This is a genomic window from Escherichia sp. TW09308 (genome assembly GCF_000208565.1).
Taxonomy (GTDB): Bacteria; Pseudomonadota; Gammaproteobacteria; order Enterobacterales; family Enterobacteriaceae; genus Escherichia; species Escherichia marmotae.
This window is the reverse complement of record NZ_AEME01000001.1, coordinates 3,188,175-3,208,494: the sequence shown is the minus strand read 5'-3', so window position 1 is coordinate 3,208,494 and position 20,320 is coordinate 3,188,175. Positions and strand designations below refer to the sequence as shown.

The 20,320-nt window shown below is 52.2% G+C and carries 17 protein-coding genes and 1 other annotated feature; of the genes, 11 read left to right on the top strand and 6 right to left on the bottom strand.

Annotated features, from left to right (window positions below; genetic code table 11):
• Nucleotides 1-5: 5 nt before the first annotated feature.
• A complete protein-coding gene (gene acrA / locus ESM_RS0115195) occupies nt 6-1,199 on the bottom strand; it encodes a multidrug efflux RND transporter periplasmic adaptor subunit AcrA (RefSeq protein WP_001515899.1) in 1,194 nt (397 codons plus the stop codon).
• A 141-nt stretch (nt 1,200-1,340) separates the two neighbouring features.
• On the opposite strand from acrA, the gene acrR reads away from it, so the two are divergent.
• Nucleotides 1,341-1,994, top strand: a complete 654-nt coding sequence (gene acrR / locus ESM_RS0115190; RefSeq protein WP_000101742.1) for a multidrug efflux transporter transcriptional repressor AcrR — start codon at nt 1,341-1,343, stop codon at nt 1,992-1,994.
• Nucleotides 1,995-2,115: 121 nt separating this feature from the next.
• Nucleotides 2,116-5,478 carry a mechanosensitive channel MscK gene (mscK, locus tag ESM_RS0115185; protein WP_000177768.1) on the top strand — a complete coding sequence of 1,121 codons (3,363 nt, stop codon included), beginning with the start codon at nt 2,116-2,118 and terminating at the stop codon, nt 5,476-5,478.
• A 203-nt stretch (nt 5,479-5,681) separates the two neighbouring features.
• Here mscK and rsmS read toward each other — a convergent pair whose 3' ends face one another.
• Both rsmS and priC read right to left on the bottom strand, forming a co-directional pair.
• Nucleotides 5,682-5,849 carry a pleiotropic regulatory protein RsmS gene (gene rsmS / locus ESM_RS01000000125020; RefSeq protein WP_000051145.1) on the bottom strand — a complete coding sequence of 56 codons (168 nt, stop codon included), beginning with the start codon at nt 5,847-5,849 and terminating at the stop codon, nt 5,682-5,684.
• 13 nt (nt 5,850-5,862) lie between these two features.
• Nucleotides 5,863-6,390: a primosomal replication protein N'' gene (gene priC / locus ESM_RS0115175; protein WP_000858960.1), complete on the bottom strand. Its 528-nt coding sequence runs from the start codon at nt 6,388-6,390 to the stop codon at nt 5,863-5,865.
• Nucleotides 6,391-6,459: 69 nt separating this feature from the next.
• On the opposite strand from priC, the gene ESM_RS0115170 reads away from it, so the two are divergent.
• From ESM_RS0115170 to hemH, 8 genes are all read left to right on the top strand, one after another.
• A complete protein-coding gene (locus ESM_RS0115170; RefSeq protein WP_001188908.1) occupies nt 6,460-6,828 on the top strand; it encodes a DUF454 family protein in 369 nt (122 codons plus the stop codon).
• 161 nt (nt 6,829-6,989) lie between these two features.
• Nucleotides 6,990-7,541, top strand: a complete 552-nt coding sequence (apt, locus tag ESM_RS0115160) for an adenine phosphoribosyltransferase (protein ID WP_001515901.1) — start codon at nt 6,990-6,992, stop codon at nt 7,539-7,541.
• Between the two features lie 118 nt (nt 7,542-7,659).
• The gene (gene dnaX, locus ESM_RS0115155) at nt 7,660-9,591 is read left to right on the top strand and encodes a DNA polymerase III subunit gamma/tau (protein WP_000122048.1); all 1,932 of its coding nucleotides are present in this window, start codon (nt 7,660-7,662) and stop codon (nt 9,589-9,591) included.
• Nucleotides 8,924-8,988: a sequence feature (DnaX frameshifting element), on the top strand. It overlaps the preceding gene by 65 nt.
• A 52-nt stretch (nt 9,592-9,643) precedes the next feature.
• Nucleotides 9,644-9,973 carry a YbaB/EbfC family nucleoid-associated protein gene (locus ESM_RS0115150; RefSeq protein WP_001515903.1) on the top strand — a complete coding sequence of 110 codons (330 nt, stop codon included), beginning with the start codon at nt 9,644-9,646 and terminating at the stop codon, nt 9,971-9,973.
• A complete protein-coding gene (recR, locus tag ESM_RS0115145) occupies nt 9,973-10,578 on the top strand; it encodes a recombination mediator RecR (protein ID WP_001195021.1) in 606 nt (201 codons plus the stop codon). The genes ESM_RS0115150 and recR overlap by 1 nt, the downstream gene beginning before the upstream one ends.
• Before the next feature lie 110 nt (nt 10,579-10,688).
• On the top strand, nt 10,689-12,563 hold the full coding sequence (htpG, locus tag ESM_RS0115140) for a molecular chaperone HtpG (protein ID WP_000678206.1): 1,875 nt from the start codon (nt 10,689-10,691) through the stop codon (nt 12,561-12,563).
• A 219-nt stretch (nt 12,564-12,782) separates the two neighbouring features.
• The gene (gene adk, locus ESM_RS0115135) at nt 12,783-13,427 is read left to right on the top strand and encodes an adenylate kinase (RefSeq protein ID WP_001313630.1); all 645 of its coding nucleotides are present in this window, start codon (nt 12,783-12,785) and stop codon (nt 13,425-13,427) included.
• A 190-nt stretch (nt 13,428-13,617) separates the two neighbouring features.
• Complete coding sequence (gene hemH, locus ESM_RS0115130) at nt 13,618-14,580, top strand: ferrochelatase (RefSeq protein WP_001250069.1); 963 nt, start codon at nt 13,618-13,620, stop codon at nt 14,578-14,580.
• Here the strand turns inward: hemH and aes are convergent.
• A complete protein-coding gene (gene aes / locus ESM_RS0115125; protein ID WP_000846121.1) occupies nt 14,555-15,523 on the bottom strand; it encodes an acetyl esterase in 969 nt (322 codons plus the stop codon). The two genes, hemH and aes, sit on opposite strands and share 26 nt — an antisense overlap.
• A gap of 151 nt (nt 15,524-15,674) precedes the next feature.
• On the opposite strand from aes, the gene gsk reads away from it, so the two are divergent.
• Nucleotides 15,675-16,979 (top strand): inosine/guanosine kinase, encoded by a 1,305-nt coding sequence (gene gsk / locus ESM_RS0115120; RefSeq protein WP_000671588.1) that lies wholly within the window; start codon nt 15,675-15,677, stop codon nt 16,977-16,979.
• A 117-nt stretch (nt 16,980-17,096) separates the two neighbouring features.
• Here the strand turns inward: gsk and ybaL are convergent, their stop codons facing one another.
• Nucleotides 17,097-18,773: a YbaL family putative K(+) efflux transporter gene (gene ybaL / locus ESM_RS0115115; protein ID WP_000546244.1), complete on the bottom strand. Its 1,677-nt coding sequence runs from the start codon at nt 18,771-18,773 to the stop codon at nt 17,097-17,099.
• A 238-nt stretch (nt 18,774-19,011) separates the two neighbouring features.
• Nucleotides 19,012-20,232, bottom strand: coding sequence for a fosmidomycin MFS transporter (gene fsr / locus ESM_RS0115110; RefSeq protein ID WP_001251628.1), 1,221 nt, complete (start codon nt 20,230-20,232; stop codon nt 19,012-19,014).
• Nucleotides 20,233-20,320: the final 88 nt, after the last annotated feature.

The window sequence follows — 20,320 nt, the reverse complement described above, 5'->3', positions numbered from 1 at the left end:
TTAAGTTAAGACTTGGACTGTTCAGGCTGAGCACCGCTTGCGTCTTGCTGGTTGTTATCAGCGGTTATCTCTTGTGCTTTCACCTGGACACCAGGACGCACTTTCTGCAGCCCACTTACTACTACGCGTTCGCCTGCTTTCAGACCCTCAGTCACCAGCCACTTATCGCCAATGGCCTGGCTGGCGACGATCGGACGAGTTTCCACTTTGTCATCCGCGCCAACCACCAGTACGGTAGCTTCGCCGCGTGGTGTACGAGTTACCCCTTGTTGCGGAACTAAAATGGCGTTTGGATTAAGCCCTTCTTCCAGACGTGCACGCACGAACATACCCGGCAGCAGGGTGTGATCCGGGTTCGGGAAAATGGCGCGTAACGTGATAGATCCGGTGGTCTGATCGACGGTAACGTCAGAGAACTCCAGCGTACCATCCTGCGGGAACTTAATACCGTCACTGGTGATCAGCGACACTTTAGCTTTGCCGTTCTCTTGCTTCAGTGTGCCGTTAGCGAGTTCCTGTTTCAGACGCAGGAAGTCGTTACTGGACTGAGTCACATCAACGTAGATCGGATCAAGTTGTTGCACGGTTGCCAGCGCAGTCGCCTGACCGTTTTGCACCAATGCGCCTTCCGTCACGTTCGATTTACCAATACGGCCGGTAATCGGAGAGGTGACTTTGGTATAAGCCAGATTGATTCGTGCGGTTTCAACCGCCGCTTTCGCCGCAGTGACAGCAGCATTTGCCTGTTGTGCATCTGCCAGTGCCTGATCGTACTCCTGCTTACTGATGTACTGAGTACCCAGCAGCTTCTGGTAACGATTAACAGTCAACTGCGCGATATTGGCTGCTGCTTGCGCTTTAGCCAGATCGCCTTTTGCACTATCGTAAGCTGCCTGGTAGGTAGCAGGATCAATCTGATAGAGAGATACCCCCGCTTCGATGTCGCTACCTTCTTTGAAATTACGCTTCAGGATGATCCCGCTAACTTGAGGACGAACTTCTGCGATCCGGAAAGCACTGGTGCGGCCCGGAAGCTCGGTTGTGATCTGCAGAGGTTCAGTTTTGACTGTTACTACCCCAACGGCGGGCATCTGCTGGCCACCTTGTTGGGCCTGTTTGTCGTCACATCCTGTAAGCGCTAAGCTGCCTGAGAGCATCAGAACGATCGCCAGAGGCGTAAACCCTCTGTTTTTGTTCATATGTAAACCTCGAGTGTCCGATTTCAAATTGGTCAATGGTCAAAAGTCGATAAACCCATTGCTGCGTTTATATTATCGTCGTGCTATGGTACATACATTCATAAATGTATGTAAATCTAACGCCTGTAAATTCACTAACATATGGCACGAAAAACCAAACAAGAAGCGCAAGAAACACGCCAACACATCCTCGATGTGGCTCTACGTCTTTTCTCACAGCAGGGGGTATCATCCACCTCACTGGGAGAGATTGCAAAAGCAGCAGGCGTTACGCGTGGTGCAATCTACTGGCATTTTAAAGATAAGTCGGATTTATTCAGTGAGATCTGGGAGCTGTCAGAATCCAATATTGGTGAACTAGAGCTTGAGTATCAGGCAAAATTCCCTGGCGATCCACTCTCTGTGTTAAGAGAAATACTAATTCATGTTCTTGAATCGACGGTGACAGAAGAGCGGCGGCGCTTATTGATGGAGATTATATTCCATAAATGCGAATTTGTCGGAGAAATGGCAGTCGTTCAGCAGGCACAACGTAATCTCTGTCTTGAAAGTTATGACCGTATAGAACAAACGTTAAGACATTGTATTGAAGCGAAAATGCTGCCCGCGGATTTAATGACGCGTCGCGCAGCAATTATTATGCGCGGCTATATTTCCGGTTTAATGGAAAATTGGCTGTTTGCCCCGCAATCTTTTGATCTCAAAAAAGAAGCCCGCGATTACGTTGCTATATTGCTGGAAATGTATCTCCTTTGTCCCACGCTTCGTGCACCTGCCGCCAACGAAAAATCCTGAATCAGACTCCAGGATTTATCCTGGACATTTTCGCTGTTGCTATTCTGGTTCTCCACGCCGTGCTATTCTAGCCGCTTGACTATTTCAGGTCGTTCTTCAGGTTCAGAAACCTTCACTCATCATGACTATGTTCCAGTATTACAAACGATCACGACATTTTGTTTTTTCAGCATTTATTGCTTTTGTTTTGGTCTTGTTATGCCAGAACACGGCCTTTGCGCGGGCGTCATCGAATGGTGATCTACCGACGAAAGCGGATCTACAGGCACAACTTGACTCGCTTAATAAACAAAAAGATCTTTCTGCCCAGGATAAGCTGGTACAGCAAGATGTTACTGACACATTAGCCACTCTTGAGAAAATCGAGCGTGTAAAAGAAGAAACGGTGCAATTACGGCAAAAAGTTGCCGAAGCACCAGAGAAAATGCGCCAGGCAACTGCTGCGTTAACTGCGCTTGGCGATGTGGATAACGACGAAGAAACCCGTAAGACGTTGAGTACGCTGTCGTTACGTCAGTTGGAGTCTCGCGTTTCGCAGGCGCTGGACGAGTTGCAAAACGCACAAAACGATCTGGCTTCTTATAACAGCCAGTTGGTTTCATTACAGACGCAGCCCGAACGCGTGCAAAATGCGATGTATACCGCCTCGCAGCAGTTGCAACAAATTCGCAGCCGTCTGGATGGCACTGAGGTTGGTGAGGCGGCTTTACGTCCCAGCCAGAAAGTGTTGATGCAGGCGCAGCAGGTTTTGCTGAATGCCGAGATTGACCAGCAACGTAAAAGCCTGGAAGGGAACACCGTCTTACAGGATACCCTACAAAAGCAACGCGATTACGTGACGGCGAACAGCACGCGTCTGGAACATCAACTGCAACTGTTGCAGGAGGCGGTGAACAGCAAGCGCCTGACATTAACTGAAAAAACAGCGCAGGAAGCGGCAACGCCGGACGAAGCTGCGCGTATTCAGGCTAACCCGCTGGTGAAGCAGGAACTGGAAATTAACCAGCAATTAAGTCAGCGTCTGATTAGCGCCACAGAAAACGGCAATCAGTTGATGCAGCAAAACATCAAAGTTAAAAACTGGCTGGAGCGGGCGCTGCAATCGGAACGCAATATTAAAGAGCAGATTTCTGTCCTGAAGGGCAGCCTGCTGTTGTCCCGTATTCTTTACCAACAACAACAAACGCTGCCGTCGGCGGATGAACTGGAAAACATGACCAACCGCATCGCGGATTTGCGTCTCGAACAGTTCGAAGTCAACCAGCAACGTGATGCACTGTTCCAGAGCGATGCTTATGTGGCCAAACTGGAAGAGGGCCATGCTAACGAAGTCAACGATGAAGTCCGTGACGCACTGTTGCAAGTGGTAGATATGCGTCGTGAACTGCTGGATCAGCTAAACAAACAGTTGGGTAACCAACTGATGATGGCCATTAACCTGCAAATCAACCAGCAGCAGTTAATGAGCGTGTCGAAAAACCTGAAATCTATCCTGACCCAACAAATTTTCTGGGTGAACAGTAACCGTCCGATGGACTGGGACTGGATTAAGGCGTTCCCGCAAACGTTGCAGGATGAATTCAAGTCGATGAAAATTACGGTGAACTGGGAAAAAGCCTGGCCCGCCGTATTTATCGCTTTCCTTGCCGGTTTACCGCTGCTGTTAATTGCCGGGCTGATCCACTGGCGTCTGGGTTGGCTGAAAGCGTATCAGCAAAAACTGGCTTCTGCCGTAGGTTCCCTGCGTAACGATAGCCAGCTCAACACACCAAAAGCGATTCTTATCGACCTGATTCGCGCGCTGCCGGTGTGTCTGATTATTCTCGCCGTTGGCCTGATTCTGCTGACCATGCAGCTCAACATCAGTGAATTACTGTGGGCGTTCAGCAAAAAACTGGCGATTTTCTGGCTGGTGTTTGGCCTGTGCTGGAAAGTGCTGGAGAAAAACGGCGTTGCGGTTCGTCACTTTGGTATGCCAGAGCAACAGACCAGCCACTGGCGTCGGCAGATTGTTCGCATCAGCCTCGCGTTGTTGCCAATCCATTTCTGGTCTGTGGTAGCAGAACTCTCCCCGCTGCATTTGATGGATGATGTGCTGGGGCAGGCGATGATTTTCTTTAACCTGCTGCTGATCGCCTTCCTGGTATGGCCAATGTGCCGTGAAAGCTGGCGTGATAAAGAATCCCACACCATGCGTCTGGTCACCATTACCGTGCTGTCGATCATCCCGATTGCGCTGATGGTGCTGACTGCAACAGGCTATTTCTACACTACGCTGCGCCTCTCCGGGCGTTGGATTGAAACGGTGTATCTGGTAATCGTCTGGAACTTGCTGTACCAGACAGTGCTGCGTGGGTTAAGCGTGGCGGCACGGCGTATCGCCTGGCGTCGTGCGCTGGCGCGTCGGCAGAATCTGGTGAAAGAAGGGGCCGAAGGTGCCGAGCCGCCGGAAGAGCCAACCATCGCGCTGGAGCAAGTCAACCAGCAGACGTTGCGTATTACGATGTTGCTGATGTTTGCGCTGTTTGGTTTGATGTTCTGGGCGATTTGGTCCGATTTAATCACCGTATTCAGCTATCTCGACAGCATCACCCTGTGGCATTACAACGGCACTGAAGCCGGGGCTGCGGTGGTGAAAAATGTGACGATGGGCAGCCTGCTGTTTGCGATTATCGCCTCAATGGTGGCCTGGGCGCTGATCCGCAACCTGCCAGGTTTGCTGGAAGTGCTGGTGCTGTCGCGGCTGAATATGCGTCAGGGCGCGTCGTATGCCATTACTACCATCCTTAACTACATCATCATAGCCGTTGGCGCGATGACCGTGTTTGGGTCGCTTGGCGTATCGTGGGATAAACTCCAGTGGCTGGCGGCGGCATTATCTGTAGGTCTGGGTTTTGGTTTACAAGAGATCTTCGGTAACTTTGTCTCGGGTTTGATCATCCTGTTCGAACGTCCGGTGCGCATTGGCGACACAGTAACCATCGGCACTTTCTCCGGGACGGTCAGTAAGATCCGTATTCGTGCTACCACCATTACAGATTTCGATCGCAAAGAAGTGATTATCCCGAACAAAGCGTTTGTTACCGAGCGTCTGATCAACTGGTCGTTAACCGACACCACCACCCGTCTGGTGATCCGCCTCGGTGTGGCTTACGGTTCTGATCTGGAAAAAGTACGCAGAGTACTGCTTCAGGCGGCGGCGGAGCATCCAAGGGTGATGCACGAACCCATGCCGGAAGTCTTCTTCACTGCGTTTGGTGCCAGCACGCTGGATCATGAGCTGCGTTTGTATGTTCGTGAACTGCGTGACCGCAGCCGCACTGTCGATGAACTGAACCGCACCATTGATCAGTTGTGCCGCGAAAACGACATCAACATTGCCTTTAACCAGCTTGAAGTGCATCTGCACAACGAGAAGGGCGATGAAGTGACTGAAGTGAAGCGCGACTACAAAGGCGATGATCCGACGCCTGCTGTAGGGTAATAACAAAAGGGGCAGCATTGAGTTGCCCCGAGATTACTGACAAAGTGCGCGTTGTTCATGCCGGATGCGGAGTGACCGCCTTATCCGGCCTACAAAACCGCGAAAATTCATTATATTGCAGGAGCGGTGTAGGCCTGATAAGCGTAGCGCATCAGGCAGTTTTGCGTTTACCAGCAATCTGCGGGGACATTTAGCGGCCCCATTTATTTATCACTTTTCGCCTCATCATCGTGCGTTAATTTCTTTTCATAATCGCGTTTTACAATATCCAGTGCGCGCAGCACGGTGCGGGCTGGGATCTGATTTTCTTCCAACAGCACAATCAAATCGACGGCCAGTTTCACATCGTCAGGGGCATTTTCCAGTGACATATTTTCTCCATTGTTAGCGAGTTAAACGCGCTAACCTGTTTTCGATTTTTTCCAGCGCATGGCGGCACCGAACCAGGCGTGCTTCATAGGCTTCAACCTCACGATGCAGCGTCTGCTGCTCGACTAAATCGGTCGCCTGTGCCAGACGTGCTTTACGCTCGGCAACCATCTCACGTAGCCGCCGCTCAAACTCCTGATGCTGAATGCGTTTACGCTGCCAGCGGGCGATTTTCGGCGGCGCGCTGTCCCATTCGCGCAGCGACCAGGACGCCGCTTCACGGGCAATTGCTTCCAGTTGAGCTGCCAGATGTTCCGCCAGCCAGGCCACTTGTGGCAGTTGTTGCCGTTCGACCGCGTGATGAAGCGCGGTCAGGTTGTCCCCAGCCTCAGCCAGACACGCCTGTAACGTCGTCGCGCGAGTCTGAAAAAGATGCCGGTCGAAACGGGCGCTTAGCGTGCCAAACTGCGCCACCGGGGCACAACGCTGGCGCAGCATGGCGAGCTGACCTTCCAGTTTTTCCAGCAGCAGGGTAGTTTTCACGATAAGACCTCAATGAAAATGATAATTGTTATGCTAAAGTAGCCACTCTGTAAGCTGACAACACTTAATATGCAACGAATCATTTTAATCATCATTGGCTGGCTGGCGGTAGTGCTGGGTACGCTGGGCGTGGTATTACCGGTATTACCGACGACGCCGTTTATCCTGCTGGCTGCCTGGTGTTTTGCTCGTTCTTCCCCGCGCTTTCACGCCTGGTTGCTGTACCGCTCATGGTTTGGTAGCTATTTACGCTTCTGGCAGAAATATCATGCAATGCCACGCGGTGCAAAGCCCAGAGCGATTTTACTGATCCTCGTAACCTTTGCGATTTCGTTGTGGTTTGTACATATGATGTGGGTACGCATCCTGCTATTGATCATCCTCGGTTGTTTGTTGATTTTTATGTGGCGAATCCCGGTGATTGATGAAAAGCAATAAAAACGGCGAAGCACAACAATCGCTGTTGCAATTATCGCCCACAGCCAGTACATTCTGGCGTTTTCGAGCACAGGCGCAGGCGGTCAAAGGTTAAACAAAAGTTACTTTTGATACGTTTAAAACGCGCCGTGAGTACCACCGTAACAAGCAGGCATACACTTATGACCGCGACTGCACAGCAGCTTGAGTATCTCAAAAATAGCATCAAAAGCATTCAGGACTACCCAAAACCCGGCATTCTGTTCCGTGATGTCACCAGCTTACTGGAAGACCCGAAAGCTTACGCTCTCAGCATCGACCTGCTGGTTGAGCGTTACAAAAATGCGGGTATTACCAAAGTTGTGGGCACCGAAGCACGTGGCTTCTTGTTTGGTGCTCCGGTAGCATTGGGCCTGGGCGTAGGTTTTGTACCGGTACGTAAACCGGGCAAATTGCCGCGCGAAACCATCAGTGAAACTTACGAACTGGAATATGGCACCGATAAACTGGAAATCCATGTTGATGCCATTAAACCAGGCGACAAAGTGTTGGTCGTAGACGATTTGCTGGCAACTGGCGGCACCATTGAGGCGACCGTGAAGCTGATCCGTCGTCTGGGTGGCGAAGTCACCGACGCTGCGTTCATCATTAATCTGTTCGATCTCGGCGGTGAACAGCGTCTCGAAAATCAAGGCATCACCTGTTATAGCCTTGTCCCGTTCCCGGGCCACTAATTTTTGCCAGCCCGCGTCGTGGGCAGTACAAGATGTACATTCAGCCTCGCCGTTCTGACGGGGCTGTGTTAGCATTACCCCTTCGTGAATCCACCTTCCAGCGTTTCAGAGCCTGCCAATGAGTTATCAGGTCTTAGCCCGAAAATGGCGCCCACAAACCTTTGCTGACGTCGTCGGCCAGGAACATGTGCTGACCGCACTGGCGAACGGCTTGTCGTTAGGGCGTATTCATCATGCTTATCTTTTTTCCGGCACCCGTGGCGTCGGAAAAACCTCTATCGCCCGACTGCTGGCGAAGGGGCTAAACTGCGAAACCGGCATTACCGCAACGCCGTGCGGCGTATGCGATAACTGCCGTGAAATCGAGCAGGGGCGCTTTGTCGATCTGATTGAGATCGATGCCGCCTCGCGCACCAAAGTCGAAGATACCCGCGACCTGCTGGATAACGTCCAGTACGCGCCAGCGCGTGGTCGTTTTAAAGTTTATCTGATCGACGAAGTGCATATGCTGTCGCGCCACAGCTTTAACGCACTGCTAAAAACCCTTGAAGAGCCACCGGAGCACGTCAAGTTCCTGCTGGCAACGACCGATCCGCAGAAATTGCCGGTGACGATTTTGTCACGCTGTCTGCAATTTCATCTCAAGGCGCTGGATGTCGAGCAAATTCGCCATCAGCTTGAGCACATCCTCAACGAAGAACATATCGCTTACGAGCCGCGGGCGTTGCAATTGCTGGCGCGCGCCGCTGAAGGCAGCTTGCGAGATGCCTTAAGTCTGACCGACCAGGCGATTGCCAGCGGTGACGGTCAGGTTTCAACCCAGGCGGTCAGTGCGATGCTGGGTACGCTTGACGACGATCAGGCGCTGTCGTTGGTTGAAGCGATGGTTGGGGCCAACGGCGAGCGTGTAATGACGCTGATTAACGATGCCGCAGCCCGTGGTATCGAGTGGGAAGCGTTGCTGGTGGAAATGCTCGGCCTGCTGCACCGCATTGCGATGGTCCAGCTTTCGCCTGCCGCGCTGGGTAACGACATGGCGGCCATCGAACTGCGGATGCGTGAACTGGCGCGCACCATACCGCCGACGGATATTCAGCTTTACTATCAGACGCTGTTGATTGGTCGCAAAGAATTACCGTATGCGCCGGACCGCCGCATGGGCGTTGAGATGACGTTGTTGCGCGCGCTGGCATTCCATCCGCGTATGCCGCTACCCGAACCGGAAGCGCCGCGCCAGTCCTTTGCGCCCGTCGCGCCAACGGCGGTAATGACGTCATCGCAAGTGCCGCCGCAGCCGCAATCAGCGCCGCAGCAGGTACCGACCGTACCGCTCTCAGAAACCACCAGCCAGGTGCTGGCGGCGCGTCAGCAACTGCAGCGCGCACAGGGAGCGACCAAAGCAAAAAAGAGTGAACCGGCAGCCGCTACCCGCGCGCGGCCGGTGAATAACGCTGCGCTGGAAAGACTGGCTTCGGTCACCGATCGCGTTCAGGCGCGTCCGGTGCCATCGGCGCTGGAAAAAGCGCCAGTCAAAAAAGAAGCGTATCGCTGGAAGGCTACCACCCCGGTGATGCAGCAAAAAGAAGTGGTCGCCACACCGAAGGCGCTGAAAAAGGCGCTGGAGCATGAAAAAACGCCGGAACTGGCGGCAAAGCTGGCGGCAGAAGCCATTGAACGCGATCCGTGGGCCGCTCAGGTGAGCCAACTTTCGCTACCAAAACTGGTCGAACAGGTGGCATTAAATGCCTGGAAAGAGGAGAACGGCAACGCGGTATGTCTGCATTTGCGTTCCTCCCAGCGGCATCTGAATAACAACGGTGCACAGCAAAAACTGGCTGAAGCGTTGAGCACATTAAAGGGCTCAACGGTTGAACTGACTATCGTTGAAGATGATAATCCCGCGGTGCGCACGCCGCTGGAGTGGCGTCAGGCGATATACGAAGAAAAACTTGCGCAGGCGCGCGAGTCCATTATTGCGGATAATAATATTCAGACCCTGCGTCGATTCTTCGATGCGGAGCTGGATGAAGAAAGTATCCGCCCCATTTGATCGTAAGCACAGCTTATGATCGTCATCCTTAACGTGATTGAGAGAGAAACCTATGTTTGGTAAAGGCGGTCTGGGCAACCTGATGAAGCAGGCCCAGCAGATGCAAGAAAAAATGCAGCAGATGCAGGAAGAAATCGCGAAGCTGGAAGTGACCGGTGAATCCGGCGCAGGTCTGGTGAAAGTGACCATCAACGGCGCGCACAACTGCCGTCGTGTTGAGATCGATCCAAGCTTGCTGGAAGATGACAAAGAGATGTTGGAAGATCTGGTAGCTGCGGCATTCAACGACGCAGCACGTCGCATCGAAGAAACTCAGAAAGAAAAAATGGCCTCTGTTTCCTCCGGAATGCAGTTGCCACCAGGCTTTAAGATGCCGTTCTGATGCAAACCAGCCCGCTGTTAACACAGCTTATGGAAGCACTGCGCTGTCTGCCGGGCGTTGGCCCGAAGTCGGCGCAGCGTATGGCGTTCACGCTGCTTCAGCGCGATCGTAGCGGCGGGATGCGTCTGGCGCAGGCGCTCACCCGGGCGATGTCGGAAATCGGTCACTGCGCCGATTGTCGCACCTTTACCGAACAGGACGTGTGTAACATCTGTTCAAATCCGCGTCGTCAGGAAAATGGCCAAATCTGCGTGGTGGAGAGTCCGGCGGACATCTACGCCATTGAGCAGACCGGGCAGTTTTCAGGCCGCTATTTTGTGTTGATGGGGCACTTGTCACCGCTGGATGGCATTGGCCCGGACGATATCGGTCTCGATCGCCTGGAACAGCGTCTGGCAGAGGAAAAAATCACTGAAGTGATCCTCGCAACTAACCCGACGGTCGAAGGTGAAGCTACTGCTAACTATATTGCCGAGCTTTGCGCGCAATATGACGTTGAAGCCAGTCGAATTGCGCATGGCGTACCGGTTGGCGGCGAACTGGAAATGGTTGATGGCACCACGCTGTCACACTCCCTTGCCGGACGCCATAAGATTCGTTTTTAAGCAAACGAGAGCAGGATCAACTGCTCTCGCTTGAAATTATTCCCCCTTGTCCCCATCTCTCCCTCATCCCGTTTTTAACCTTAAAAATGGCATTATTGAGGTAGACCTACATGAAAGGACAAGAAACTCGTGGTTTTCAGTCAGAAGTGAAGCAGCTTCTGCATCTGATGATCCATTCTCTCTATTCCAATAAAGAAATTTTCCTGCGTGAGCTTATCTCTAACGCCTCCGATGCGGCGGACAAGTTGCGTTTCCGTGCGCTCTCTAATCCGGATCTGTACGAAGGTGATGGCGAACTGCGCGTTCGTGTCTCTTTCGATAAAGACAAGCGCACGCTGACCATCTCTGATAACGGCGTGGGGATGACCCGTGATGAAGTGATCGATCATCTGGGTACTATCGCTAAATCCGGCACCAAATCATTCCTCGAATCGCTGGGTTCCGACCAGGCAAAAGATAGCCAGTTGATCGGCCAGTTTGGTGTTGGTTTCTACTCTGCGTTTATCGTTGCCGATAAAGTGACCGTGCGCACCCGTGCGGCAGGCGAAAAACCAGAAAACGGCGTGTTCTGGGAATCTGCGGGCGAAGGTGAATACACCGTTGCCGACATCACCAAAGAAGATCGCGGTACTGAAATCACCCTGCATCTGCGTGAAGGTGAAGATGAGTTCCTTGATGACTGGCGCGTACGCTCCATTATCAGCAAATACTCTGACCATATCGCGCTGCCGGTAGAGATCGAAAAACGCGAAGAGAAAGACGGCGAAACCGTTATTTCCTGGGAGAAAATCAACAAAGCGCAGGCGCTGTGGACGCGTAACAAGTCGGAAATCACTGACGAAGAGTACAAAGAGTTCTACAAACATATCGCCCACGACTTTAACGATCCGCTGACCTGGAGCCACAACCGCGTCGAAGGTAAGCAGGAGTACACCAGCCTGCTGTACATCCCGTCGCAGGCACCGTGGGATATGTGGAACCGCGATCACAAACATGGCCTGAAACTGTACGTACAACGCGTGTTCATCATGGACGACGCAGAACAGTTTATGCCGAACTATCTGCGCTTCGTGCGTGGTCTGATTGACTCCAGCGATCTGCCGCTGAACGTTTCCCGTGAAATCCTTCAGGACAGCACGGTAACGCGTAACCTGCGCAATGCGCTGACCAAACGCGTTCTGCAAATGCTGGAAAAACTGGCGAAAGACGATGCGGAAAAATACCAGACCTTCTGGCAGCAGTTTGGCCTGGTGCTGAAAGAAGGTCCGGCAGAAGATTTCGCCAACCAGGAAGCGATTGCCAAACTGCTGCGTTTTGCTTCTACCCATACCGACTCTTCTGCGCAGACCGTGTCTCTGGAAGACTATGTTTCCCGCATGAAAGAAGGGCAGGAGAAAATCTACTACATCACCGCAGACAGCTATGCGGCAGCGAAAAGCAGCCCGCATCTGGAATTGCTGCGTAAGAAAGGCATCGAAGTCCTGCTGCTTTCCGACCGCATCGATGAGTGGATGATGAACTATCTGACTGAGTTCGACGGTAAACCGTTCCAGTCTGTGTCTAAAGTTGATGAGTCGCTGGAAAAATTGGCTGACGAAGTCGATGAAAGCACGAAAGAAGCAGAAAAAGCGCTGACGCCGTTTATCGATCGTGTGAAAGCACTGCTGGGCGATCGTGTGAAAGATGTGCGTCTGACTCACCGTCTGACCGATACGCCAGCGATCGTTTCGACCGACGCCGACGAAATGAGCACCCAGATGGCGAAACTGTTCGCCGCGGCGGGTCAGAAAGTGCCGGAGGTGAAATATATCTTCGAACTGAACCCGGATCACGTGCTGGTGAAACGTGCGGCAGATACTGAAGATGACGCGAAGTTCAGCGAATGGGTAGAACTGCTGCTGGATCAGGCGCTGCTGGCAGAACGCGGTACGCTGGAAGATCCGAACCTGTTTATTCGTCGTATGAACCAGCTTCTGGTTTCCTGATGTAATACCGGATGTAACGCGATTGCGTTTCTCCGGCCTGAACGTTGAATACGATGCCGGATGACCTTAACGTCATCCGGCATTTTTTATCACCTTTCCTTAAATTATCCCCCCCTTAACCGTTTCAGCCCAAGGTGCCTTTCTTGAGGCAATCGCCTGTTGGTGGTATCGTTTATCGCTTTTTCAAAAAATTCGACACATTTTAAGGGGATTTTCGCAATGCGTATCATTCTGCTTGGCGCTCCGGGCGCGGGGAAAGGGACTCAGGCTCAGTTCATCATGGAGAAATATGGTATTCCGCAAATCTCCACTGGCGATATGCTGCGTGCCGCGGTCAAATCTGGCTCCGAGCTGGGTAAACAAGCAAAAGACATTATGGACGCAGGCAAACTGGTCACCGACGAACTGGTGATCGCGCTGGTTAAAGAGCGCATTGCTCAGGAAGACTGCCGTAACGGTTTCCTGTTGGACGGCTTCCCGCGTACCATTCCGCAGGCAGATGCGATGAAAGAAGCGGGTATCAATGTTGATTACGTTCTGGAATTTGACGTACCGGACGAACTGATCGTTGATCGTATCGTAGGTCGCCGCGTTCACGCGCCGTCTGGCCGTGTTTATCACGTTAAATTCAATCCGCCGAAAGTAGAAGGCAAAGACGACGTTACCGGTGAAGAGCTGACCACCCGTAAAGACGATCAGGAAGAAACCGTGCGTAAACGTCTGGTTGAATACCATCAGATGACTGCACCGCTGATCGGCTACTACTCCAAAGAAGCAGAAGCGGGCAACACCAAATACGCGAAAGTTGACGGCACCAAACCGGTTGCTGAAGTTCGCGCGGCTCTGGAAAAAATCCTCGGCTAATCTAAGTCACCATTGATTTGCACTCTGCCTGATAAGGCGTTCACGCCGCATCAGGCATGGTACATGTCAGCAGATCTACTTTCGGGCAGGTCTGCTTATCCTCCTCAGGCAATACCTCTCACAGCAATTAGTTCTTATTCCTCACTTTTCCGCTACAATTATCAACAAGTTGAATCGATAAGAGGCGGTAATGCGTCAGACAAAAACCGGTATCCTGCTGGCAAACCTGGGGACACCCGATGCCCCCACTCCTGAAGCGGTAAAACGTTACCTGAAACAATTTTTAAGCGACAAACGCGTAGTTGATACCTCACGGCTGTTGTGGTGGCCATTGTTGCGCGGCGTGATATTACCGCTGCGTTCGCCGCGCGTGGCGAAACTGTACGCTTCTGTCTGGATGGAAGGTGGTTCGCCGCTAATGGTTTACAGCCGTCAGCAACAGCAGGCGCTGGCACAACGCTTACCGGAAATACCGGTGGCACTGGGAATGAGCTATGGTTCGCCATCACTGGAAAGCGCGGTGGATGAACTGCTGGCGGAGCATGTCGATCATATCGTGGTGCTGCCGCTCTACCCGCAATACTCCTGTTCTACGGTCGGCGCGGTATGGGATGAACTGGCGCGCATTCTGGCGCGTAAACGCAGTATTCCGGGCATTTCGTTTATTCGCGATTATGCCGACGACCCCTATTATATTAATGCTTTAGCGAATAGCGTTCGTGCATCATTCGCGCAACATGGCGAGCCGGATCTGCTATTGCTCTCCTATCACGGCATTCCGCAGCGTTATGCGGATGAAGGCGATGACTACCCGCAACGTTGCCGGACAACGACCCGTGAACTGGCTTCAGCACTGGGAATGGCACCGGAAAAAGTGATGATGACCTTTCAGTCACGCTTTGGTCGCGAACCCTGGCTAATGCCTTATACCGATGAAACGCTGAAAATGCTCGGAGAAAAAGGTGTAGGTCATATTCAGGTGATGTGTCCGGGCTTTGCTGCGGATTGTCTGGAGACGCTGGAAGAGATTGCTGAGCAAAACCGTGAAGTCTTTCTCGGTGCGGGCGGTAAAAAATATGAATATATTCCGGCGCTTAATGCTACACCGGAACATATCGAAATGATGGCTAATCTGGTTGCAACCTATTGCTAAAGAATCGAGCGCCGTCGCGTAGAGCATCGTCGGCGGTTTTCATCATCCGTGAATAATGCAAAAAGGCGTGTAGCGTACCGGAGTAGAGTTTGAACTCACAAGGTTGCTGGTGTGCCGCTAACGTCTGGTAAAGCAGGCGACTGTCATCCAGCAGCGGATCAAACTCTGCACCCGCGATAAAGCAGGGCGGCATATCGCGAGTGAGATCATTATTAAACAGGCAGTAATATGGCGACTCGCGGTCTGCTTTGTTACCTAAATAGGCCTCTTCATACATCAGCAAATCCTGTTGCGTTAAACCATCCCAGTCACCGCCCAACAGGCGGCGAGTTACGGAATCTCGTAATCCGTAAAGCCCATACCACAGCAAAACCCCAACAACTTTACCGCAATCAATCTGCTTATCTCGTAGCCATAAAGCACTGGCGAGCGCCAGCATCGCGCCCGCGGAATCACCGGCAAAACCTATGCGTGACATATTGATTTGATAATCGCTTGCCTGTCGGTGGAAGTGACAACAGGACACCACGATTTCCTCTATTGCTTGCGGAAAACGCGCTTCTGGTGAAAGGGTGTAATTGATACCAACCACCGTACACTGAGTGTAGTTCGCCAGCAGCCGCATAATGCGATCGTGGGTATCGAGATTGCAGAGAATAAAACCGCCGCCATGCAGATAAAACAGCGTCGCGGTGCTGTCTGCGTCCGGCGAGTAGAGCCGTGTTTCCACCTGGCCATAAGGCGTAGGGACTGCGTAAGCTCTGGTTGCCATTTCTGGAGCGTCAGCATTCCAGAATCGACGCTCAAGTGTGTAATGCTGCCGTTGCTCAGTAATCGTTCCCGCTGCGGGCCAGGGCGGTAAATCGGGCTGGAGAGTATTAACAACGGCCTTCATTTCAGGAGAAATAAGTTCCAGCACGGATAATTTGTTTTCCGTCTTCATTAAAAAACTCCTTTCAAATAACGCCATTGTAAGGAACCACTGCCATGAAAATGCGATCTCACCTGCTGATATTGAAACTGCCTGCGTCTCGCGCGTTCAGGCATGATTGTGTTAACATTCGCCGCTCAGTTAACCACCCGTAAAAACAACCATGAAATTTCCCGGTAAACGTAAATCCAAACATTACTTCCCTGTAAACGCACGCGATCCGCTGTTGCAGCAAATCCAACCAGAAAACGAAACCAGCGCCGCCTGGGTGGTGGGTATCGACCAGACGCTGGTGGATATTGAAGCGAAAGTGGATGATGAGTTCATTGAGCGTTATGGATTAAGTGCCGGGCATTCACTGGTGATTGAAGATGATGTTGCCGAAGTACTTTATCAGGAACTGAAACAGAACAACCTGATAACCCATCAGTTCGCGGGTGGCACCATTGGTAACACCATGCACAATTACTCCGTGCTGGCGGATGACCGTTCGGTGCTGCTGGGCGTAATGTGCAGCAATATTGAAATTGGCAGCTACGCCTACCGTTACTTGTGTAACACCTCCAGTCGAACCGATCTTAACTATCTGCAAGGGGTGGACGGCCCGATTGGTCGTTGCTTTACGCTGATTGGTGAGTCTGGCGAACGTACCTTTGCTATCAGCCCGGGTCATATGAACCAGCTACGTGCGGAAAGTATTCCGGAAGATGTCATTGCCGGAGCGTCGGCGCTGGTATTAACGTCCTATCTGGTGCGCTGCAAGCCGGGTGAACCGATGCCGGAAGCGACCATGAAAGCCATTGAATATGCCAAAAAATACAACGTGCCGGTGGTGCTGACGCTGGGAACCAAATTTGTTATTGCGGAGAACCCACAGTGGTGGCAGGCGTTCCTCAAAGAACACGTTTCTATTCTGGCGATGAACGAAGAGGAAGCGGAAGCGTTGACCGGAGAGAGCGATCCGCTGCTGGCATCTGATAAGGCACTGGACTGGGTAGATCTGGTGCTGTGCACTGCGGGGCCAATTGGTTTATATATGGCGGGCTTTACTGAAGACGAAGCGAAACGCAAAACCCAGCATCCGCTATTGCCGGGGGCCATACCCGAATTTAACCAGTATGAGTTTAGCCGCGCCATGCGGCACAAAGATTGCCAGAATCCGTTGCGTGTCTATTCGCACATTGCACCATATATGGGCGGGCCGGAAAAAATCATGAACACCAACGGAGCCGGAGATGGGGCGCTGGCAGCGTTGTTGCATGACATTACCGCCAATAGTTATCACCGCACCAACGTGCCAAATTCCAGTAAGCATAAATTCACCTGGTTAACCTATTCGTCGTTAGCGCAGGTGTGTAAATACGCTAACCGCGTCAGTTATCAGGTTTTGAACCAGCATTCACCACGCTTAACACGCGGGCTGCCGGAGCGTGAAGACAGTCTGGAAGAGTCTTACTGGGATCGTTAAACCAGCGAACTGATGACTGTCGGATGCGGCGTAAACGCCTTATCCAACCTACGGAAGATGGCACGCGTAGGCCGGATAAGATGCGTTAGCATCGCATCCGGCAATGATGTCAATATATTACCCCGTCACCACCTCACCAGCCGGTGGCGCTTCCAGCAGTTCCAGCATAGTACGGGCAATTTCGCGTTCACCCATCACCACCTGATTTGCTCCACGTTCGGAGATATACGCCACCTCATCGTCATAATGGGCACGGGCGATAATCTCAATATCCGGGTTTTGGGTGCGAGCAGAGGCCACAATCTCACCGGCTTCGTAACCGTTGGGAATGGTCAGAATCAGCCATTTCGCGCATTTCAGATGCGCCAGGTGCATTATCTCTTCGTTAGCAGCGTTGCCTAATACTGCGCGAACCCCGCGTTCACGCAACTCATCAACACGGGTTCGTGATGTTTCAATCACCACTAACGGAATATCAGACGCGAGCAATTTTTCCCCCAGCAGGCTGCCCACGCGACCATAGCCCACCAGTATCGCGTGGTTGCAAATATCCACCGGGATCTGTTTCTCTTCTTCGATAGCCTCTTCCAGCGTCTGCTCTTCCAGTGTTTCGGTCTTCGCCAGATATTTCTCCAGCAGCGCGAACAGCACCGGGTTGAGCATAATCGACAGGATCGCGCCTGCCAGCACCAGGTTTTGCCCTGCCTGCGGCAGCAGATTCAGCGCCATCCCCAGACCTGCCAGGATAAAGGCGAACTCACCAATCTGCGCCAGGCTGGCGGCAATGGTTAACGCTGTACGCTGGGAGTGACCAAACAGACGAACCAGGAAAAGCGCTGCCACTGATTTACCAAACAGAATAATCGCCAGCGTAGCCAGCACCGCCAGCGGTTGCTGAATCAGGATCAGTGGATCAAACAACATGCCTACAGAGACAAAGAACAGCACCGCAAACGCATCGCGCAACGGCAGCGTATCATGCGCTGCGCGGTGACTAAGTTCGGATTCGTTAAGCACCATTCCGGCAAAGAATGCGCCCAGCGCGAAGGAGACGTCAAACAGTTCTACTGCACCAAAAGCAATGCCTAATGCCAGCGCCAGCACCGATAAGGTAAACAATTCACGCGAACCGGTTGCAGCGCTCCGCGCCATAATCCACGGCACCAGACGGCGGCCCACCAGCATCATAATGGCGATAAATGCGACCACCTTGCCGATGGTGATCCCCATATCAACCGCCAGCGTGGCAAAGCCAACATCGCCTTGTTCCATCATCCCCGCTACCGCCGGCAACAATACCAGCGTAAGAACCATCACCAAATCTTCCACAATCAGCCAGCCAATGGCGATTTGCCCGCGCTGACTGTCTATCAATTGCCGTTCTTCAAGCGCGCGTAGCAGTACCACGGTACTGGCGGTGGAAAGGCACAGGCCGAACACGATGCCGGTCATCAACGACCAGCCGATCACGGCAGAGAGAGCCATGCCCAGCAACGTCGCCACGGCTATCTGGGCAATCGCGCCGGGAATGGCGATCGACTTTACCGCCATTAAATCCTTTAGCGAAAAATGCAGGCCGACGCCGAACATCAGCAGAATAACGCCCAGCTCCGCCAGTTCCGGTGCCAGTTTAGTATCAGCAACAAAACCTGGGGTAAAGGGGCCAGCCAGCACACCCGCTAACAGATATCCCACCAGAGGAGAAATACGCAGTTTATTGGCCAGCATGCCGAGGATAAAGGCAAGCACAAGGCCGCCAACAATTGTGGTGATAAGCGGGGTGGCGTGATGCATTCCGTCTCCTTTTCCTGGTGGTAGTTGTCCATATTTTGGCCGGGAAAACCAAAATTACAGGTAATAGTTTATGACAATTTCATTGATGATGTTTATGAATAATTGTTGAATTTTGCAGAAAAATGGAATTAGCCGCAAAAAAAGCACGGATCGGAAAAGTGATGAGGTGTATGAAGAGGAAAGGCTTATGGCTACTGCAAAATGAAGCAGCCAAAGTTTACCTTTGGCTGCCGGGAATTCAGGATTTATGCCGATTATCAGGTAAGAATATGGTCAACATTCCCAGAAGCGGCAGGAAAGCACAGATTTTATAAACTAACTCGATGCTGGTATGGTCAGCGAGAAGCCCCAGAACCGCTGCGCCAAGGCCTCCCATCCCGAAAGCAAAACCGAAAAAGAGTCCAGAAACCATGCCGATACGCCCCGGAAGTAGCTCCTGGGCGTAGACCAGAATGGCGGAAAACGCCGAGGCGAGGATAAATCCAATAATCACCGTTAAAATACCCGTCCAGTACAGGCTGGCGTAAGGTAAAATCAAGGTAAACGGCGCAACGCCGAGGATAGAACCCCAAATTACATATTTTCTACCAATTCTGTCCCCCACAGGCCCGCCAATGACGGTTCCCGCCGCGACGGCAAACAGGAAGGCAAACAGATGAAGTTGGGCATTCTGGATAGATAAACCGAACTTTTGCATCAAATAAAAGGTGTAATAGCTGCTGATGCTCGCCATATAGAAATATTTCGAGAAAATCAGGATTAACAAGATGCTGACTGCCAGTACCACTTTGTCGCGTGGCAGCGGGTTAACAATCACTTCTTTCGGTTTGCTTTTACTCATTTGGTGTTGCGCGGCGTACCAGCGGCTGATTTGCGCCAGTACTACGATAGCCAGCAGTGCTGCCAGTACAAACCATGCGACGTTGCCTTTGCCGTAAGGTGCGATGATCACCGCCGCCAGCAATGGCCCCAACGAACTACCAAAGTTACCGCCTACCTGGAAGATAGATTGTGCCAGGCCATGACGCCCCCCAGACGCCATACGCGCCACGCGGGAAGATTCCGGGTGAAAGACCGATGAACCTGTACCGACCAGCGCCGCCGCCAGCAGAACCGCACCAAAACTGTCCGCCAGCGCCAGAAGCACCAGGCCGCTCAGGGTAAAGCACATGCCAATCGGCAGCGACCACGGCATCGGGTATTTATCGGTCCAGTAGCCGACCACCGGTTGCAGCAGAGAGGAAGCGAGCTGGAACGTCAGGGTAATCATGCCAATCTGCATAAATGTCAGAGAAAATTCAGACTGGAGCAGAGGATAAATCGCCAGAATTAGCGATTGGATCATGTCGTTCAGCAGATGCGAGAGGCTGATTGCGCCTAAAATACCAAACGATGTGCGTGCCTTAGTGGTTGACGCAGCCGCGCCCGCCACAGGCTGGGTTTGTTCACTCATTGCCATAGGAAAGTCACTTTTTCAGGGTTGCGATGTAAAGAATTATCTTATTTGTGATTATTACCTGACTAACATACCTGCATGCGCTGTCTTA

Coding starts and splice junctions, on each gene's coding strand:
- ybaL (WP_000546244.1), bottom strand. CDS start 18,773: ATGCATCACGCCACCCCGCTTATCACCACAATTGTTGGCGGCCTTGTG.
- hemH (WP_001250069.1), top strand. CDS start 13,618: ATGCGTCAGACAAAAACCGGTATCCTGCTGGCAAACCTGGGGACACCC.
- adk (WP_001313630.1), top strand. CDS start 12,783: ATGCGTATCATTCTGCTTGGCGCTCCGGGCGCGGGGAAAGGGACTCAG.
- aes (WP_000846121.1), bottom strand. CDS start 15,523: ATGAAGACGGAAAACAAATTATCCGTGCTGGAACTTATTTCTCCTGAA.
- ESM_RS0115150 (WP_001515903.1), top strand. CDS start 9,644: ATGTTTGGTAAAGGCGGTCTGGGCAACCTGATGAAGCAGGCCCAGCAG.
- mscK (WP_000177768.1), top strand. CDS start 2,116: ATGACTATGTTCCAGTATTACAAACGATCACGACATTTTGTTTTTTCA.
- recR (WP_001195021.1), top strand. CDS start 9,973: ATGCAAACCAGCCCGCTGTTAACACAGCTTATGGAAGCACTGCGCTGT.
- apt (WP_001515901.1), top strand. CDS start 6,990: ATGACCGCGACTGCACAGCAGCTTGAGTATCTCAAAAATAGCATCAAA.
- gsk (WP_000671588.1), top strand. CDS start 15,675: ATGAAATTTCCCGGTAAACGTAAATCCAAACATTACTTCCCTGTAAAC.
- acrA (WP_001515899.1), bottom strand. CDS start 1,199: ATGAACAAAAACAGAGGGTTTACGCCTCTGGCGATCGTTCTGATGCTC.
- htpG (WP_000678206.1), top strand. CDS start 10,689: ATGAAAGGACAAGAAACTCGTGGTTTTCAGTCAGAAGTGAAGCAGCTT.
- fsr (WP_001251628.1), bottom strand. CDS start 20,232: ATGGCAATGAGTGAACAAACCCAGCCTGTGGCGGGCGCGGCTGCGTCA.
- acrR (WP_000101742.1), top strand. CDS start 1,341: ATGGCACGAAAAACCAAACAAGAAGCGCAAGAAACACGCCAACACATC.
- ESM_RS0115170 (WP_001188908.1), top strand. CDS start 6,460: ATGCAACGAATCATTTTAATCATCATTGGCTGGCTGGCGGTAGTGCTG.
- dnaX (WP_000122048.1), top strand. CDS start 7,660: ATGAGTTATCAGGTCTTAGCCCGAAAATGGCGCCCACAAACCTTTGCT.
- rsmS (WP_000051145.1), bottom strand. CDS start 5,849: ATGTCACTGGAAAATGCCCCTGACGATGTGAAACTGGCCGTCGATTTG.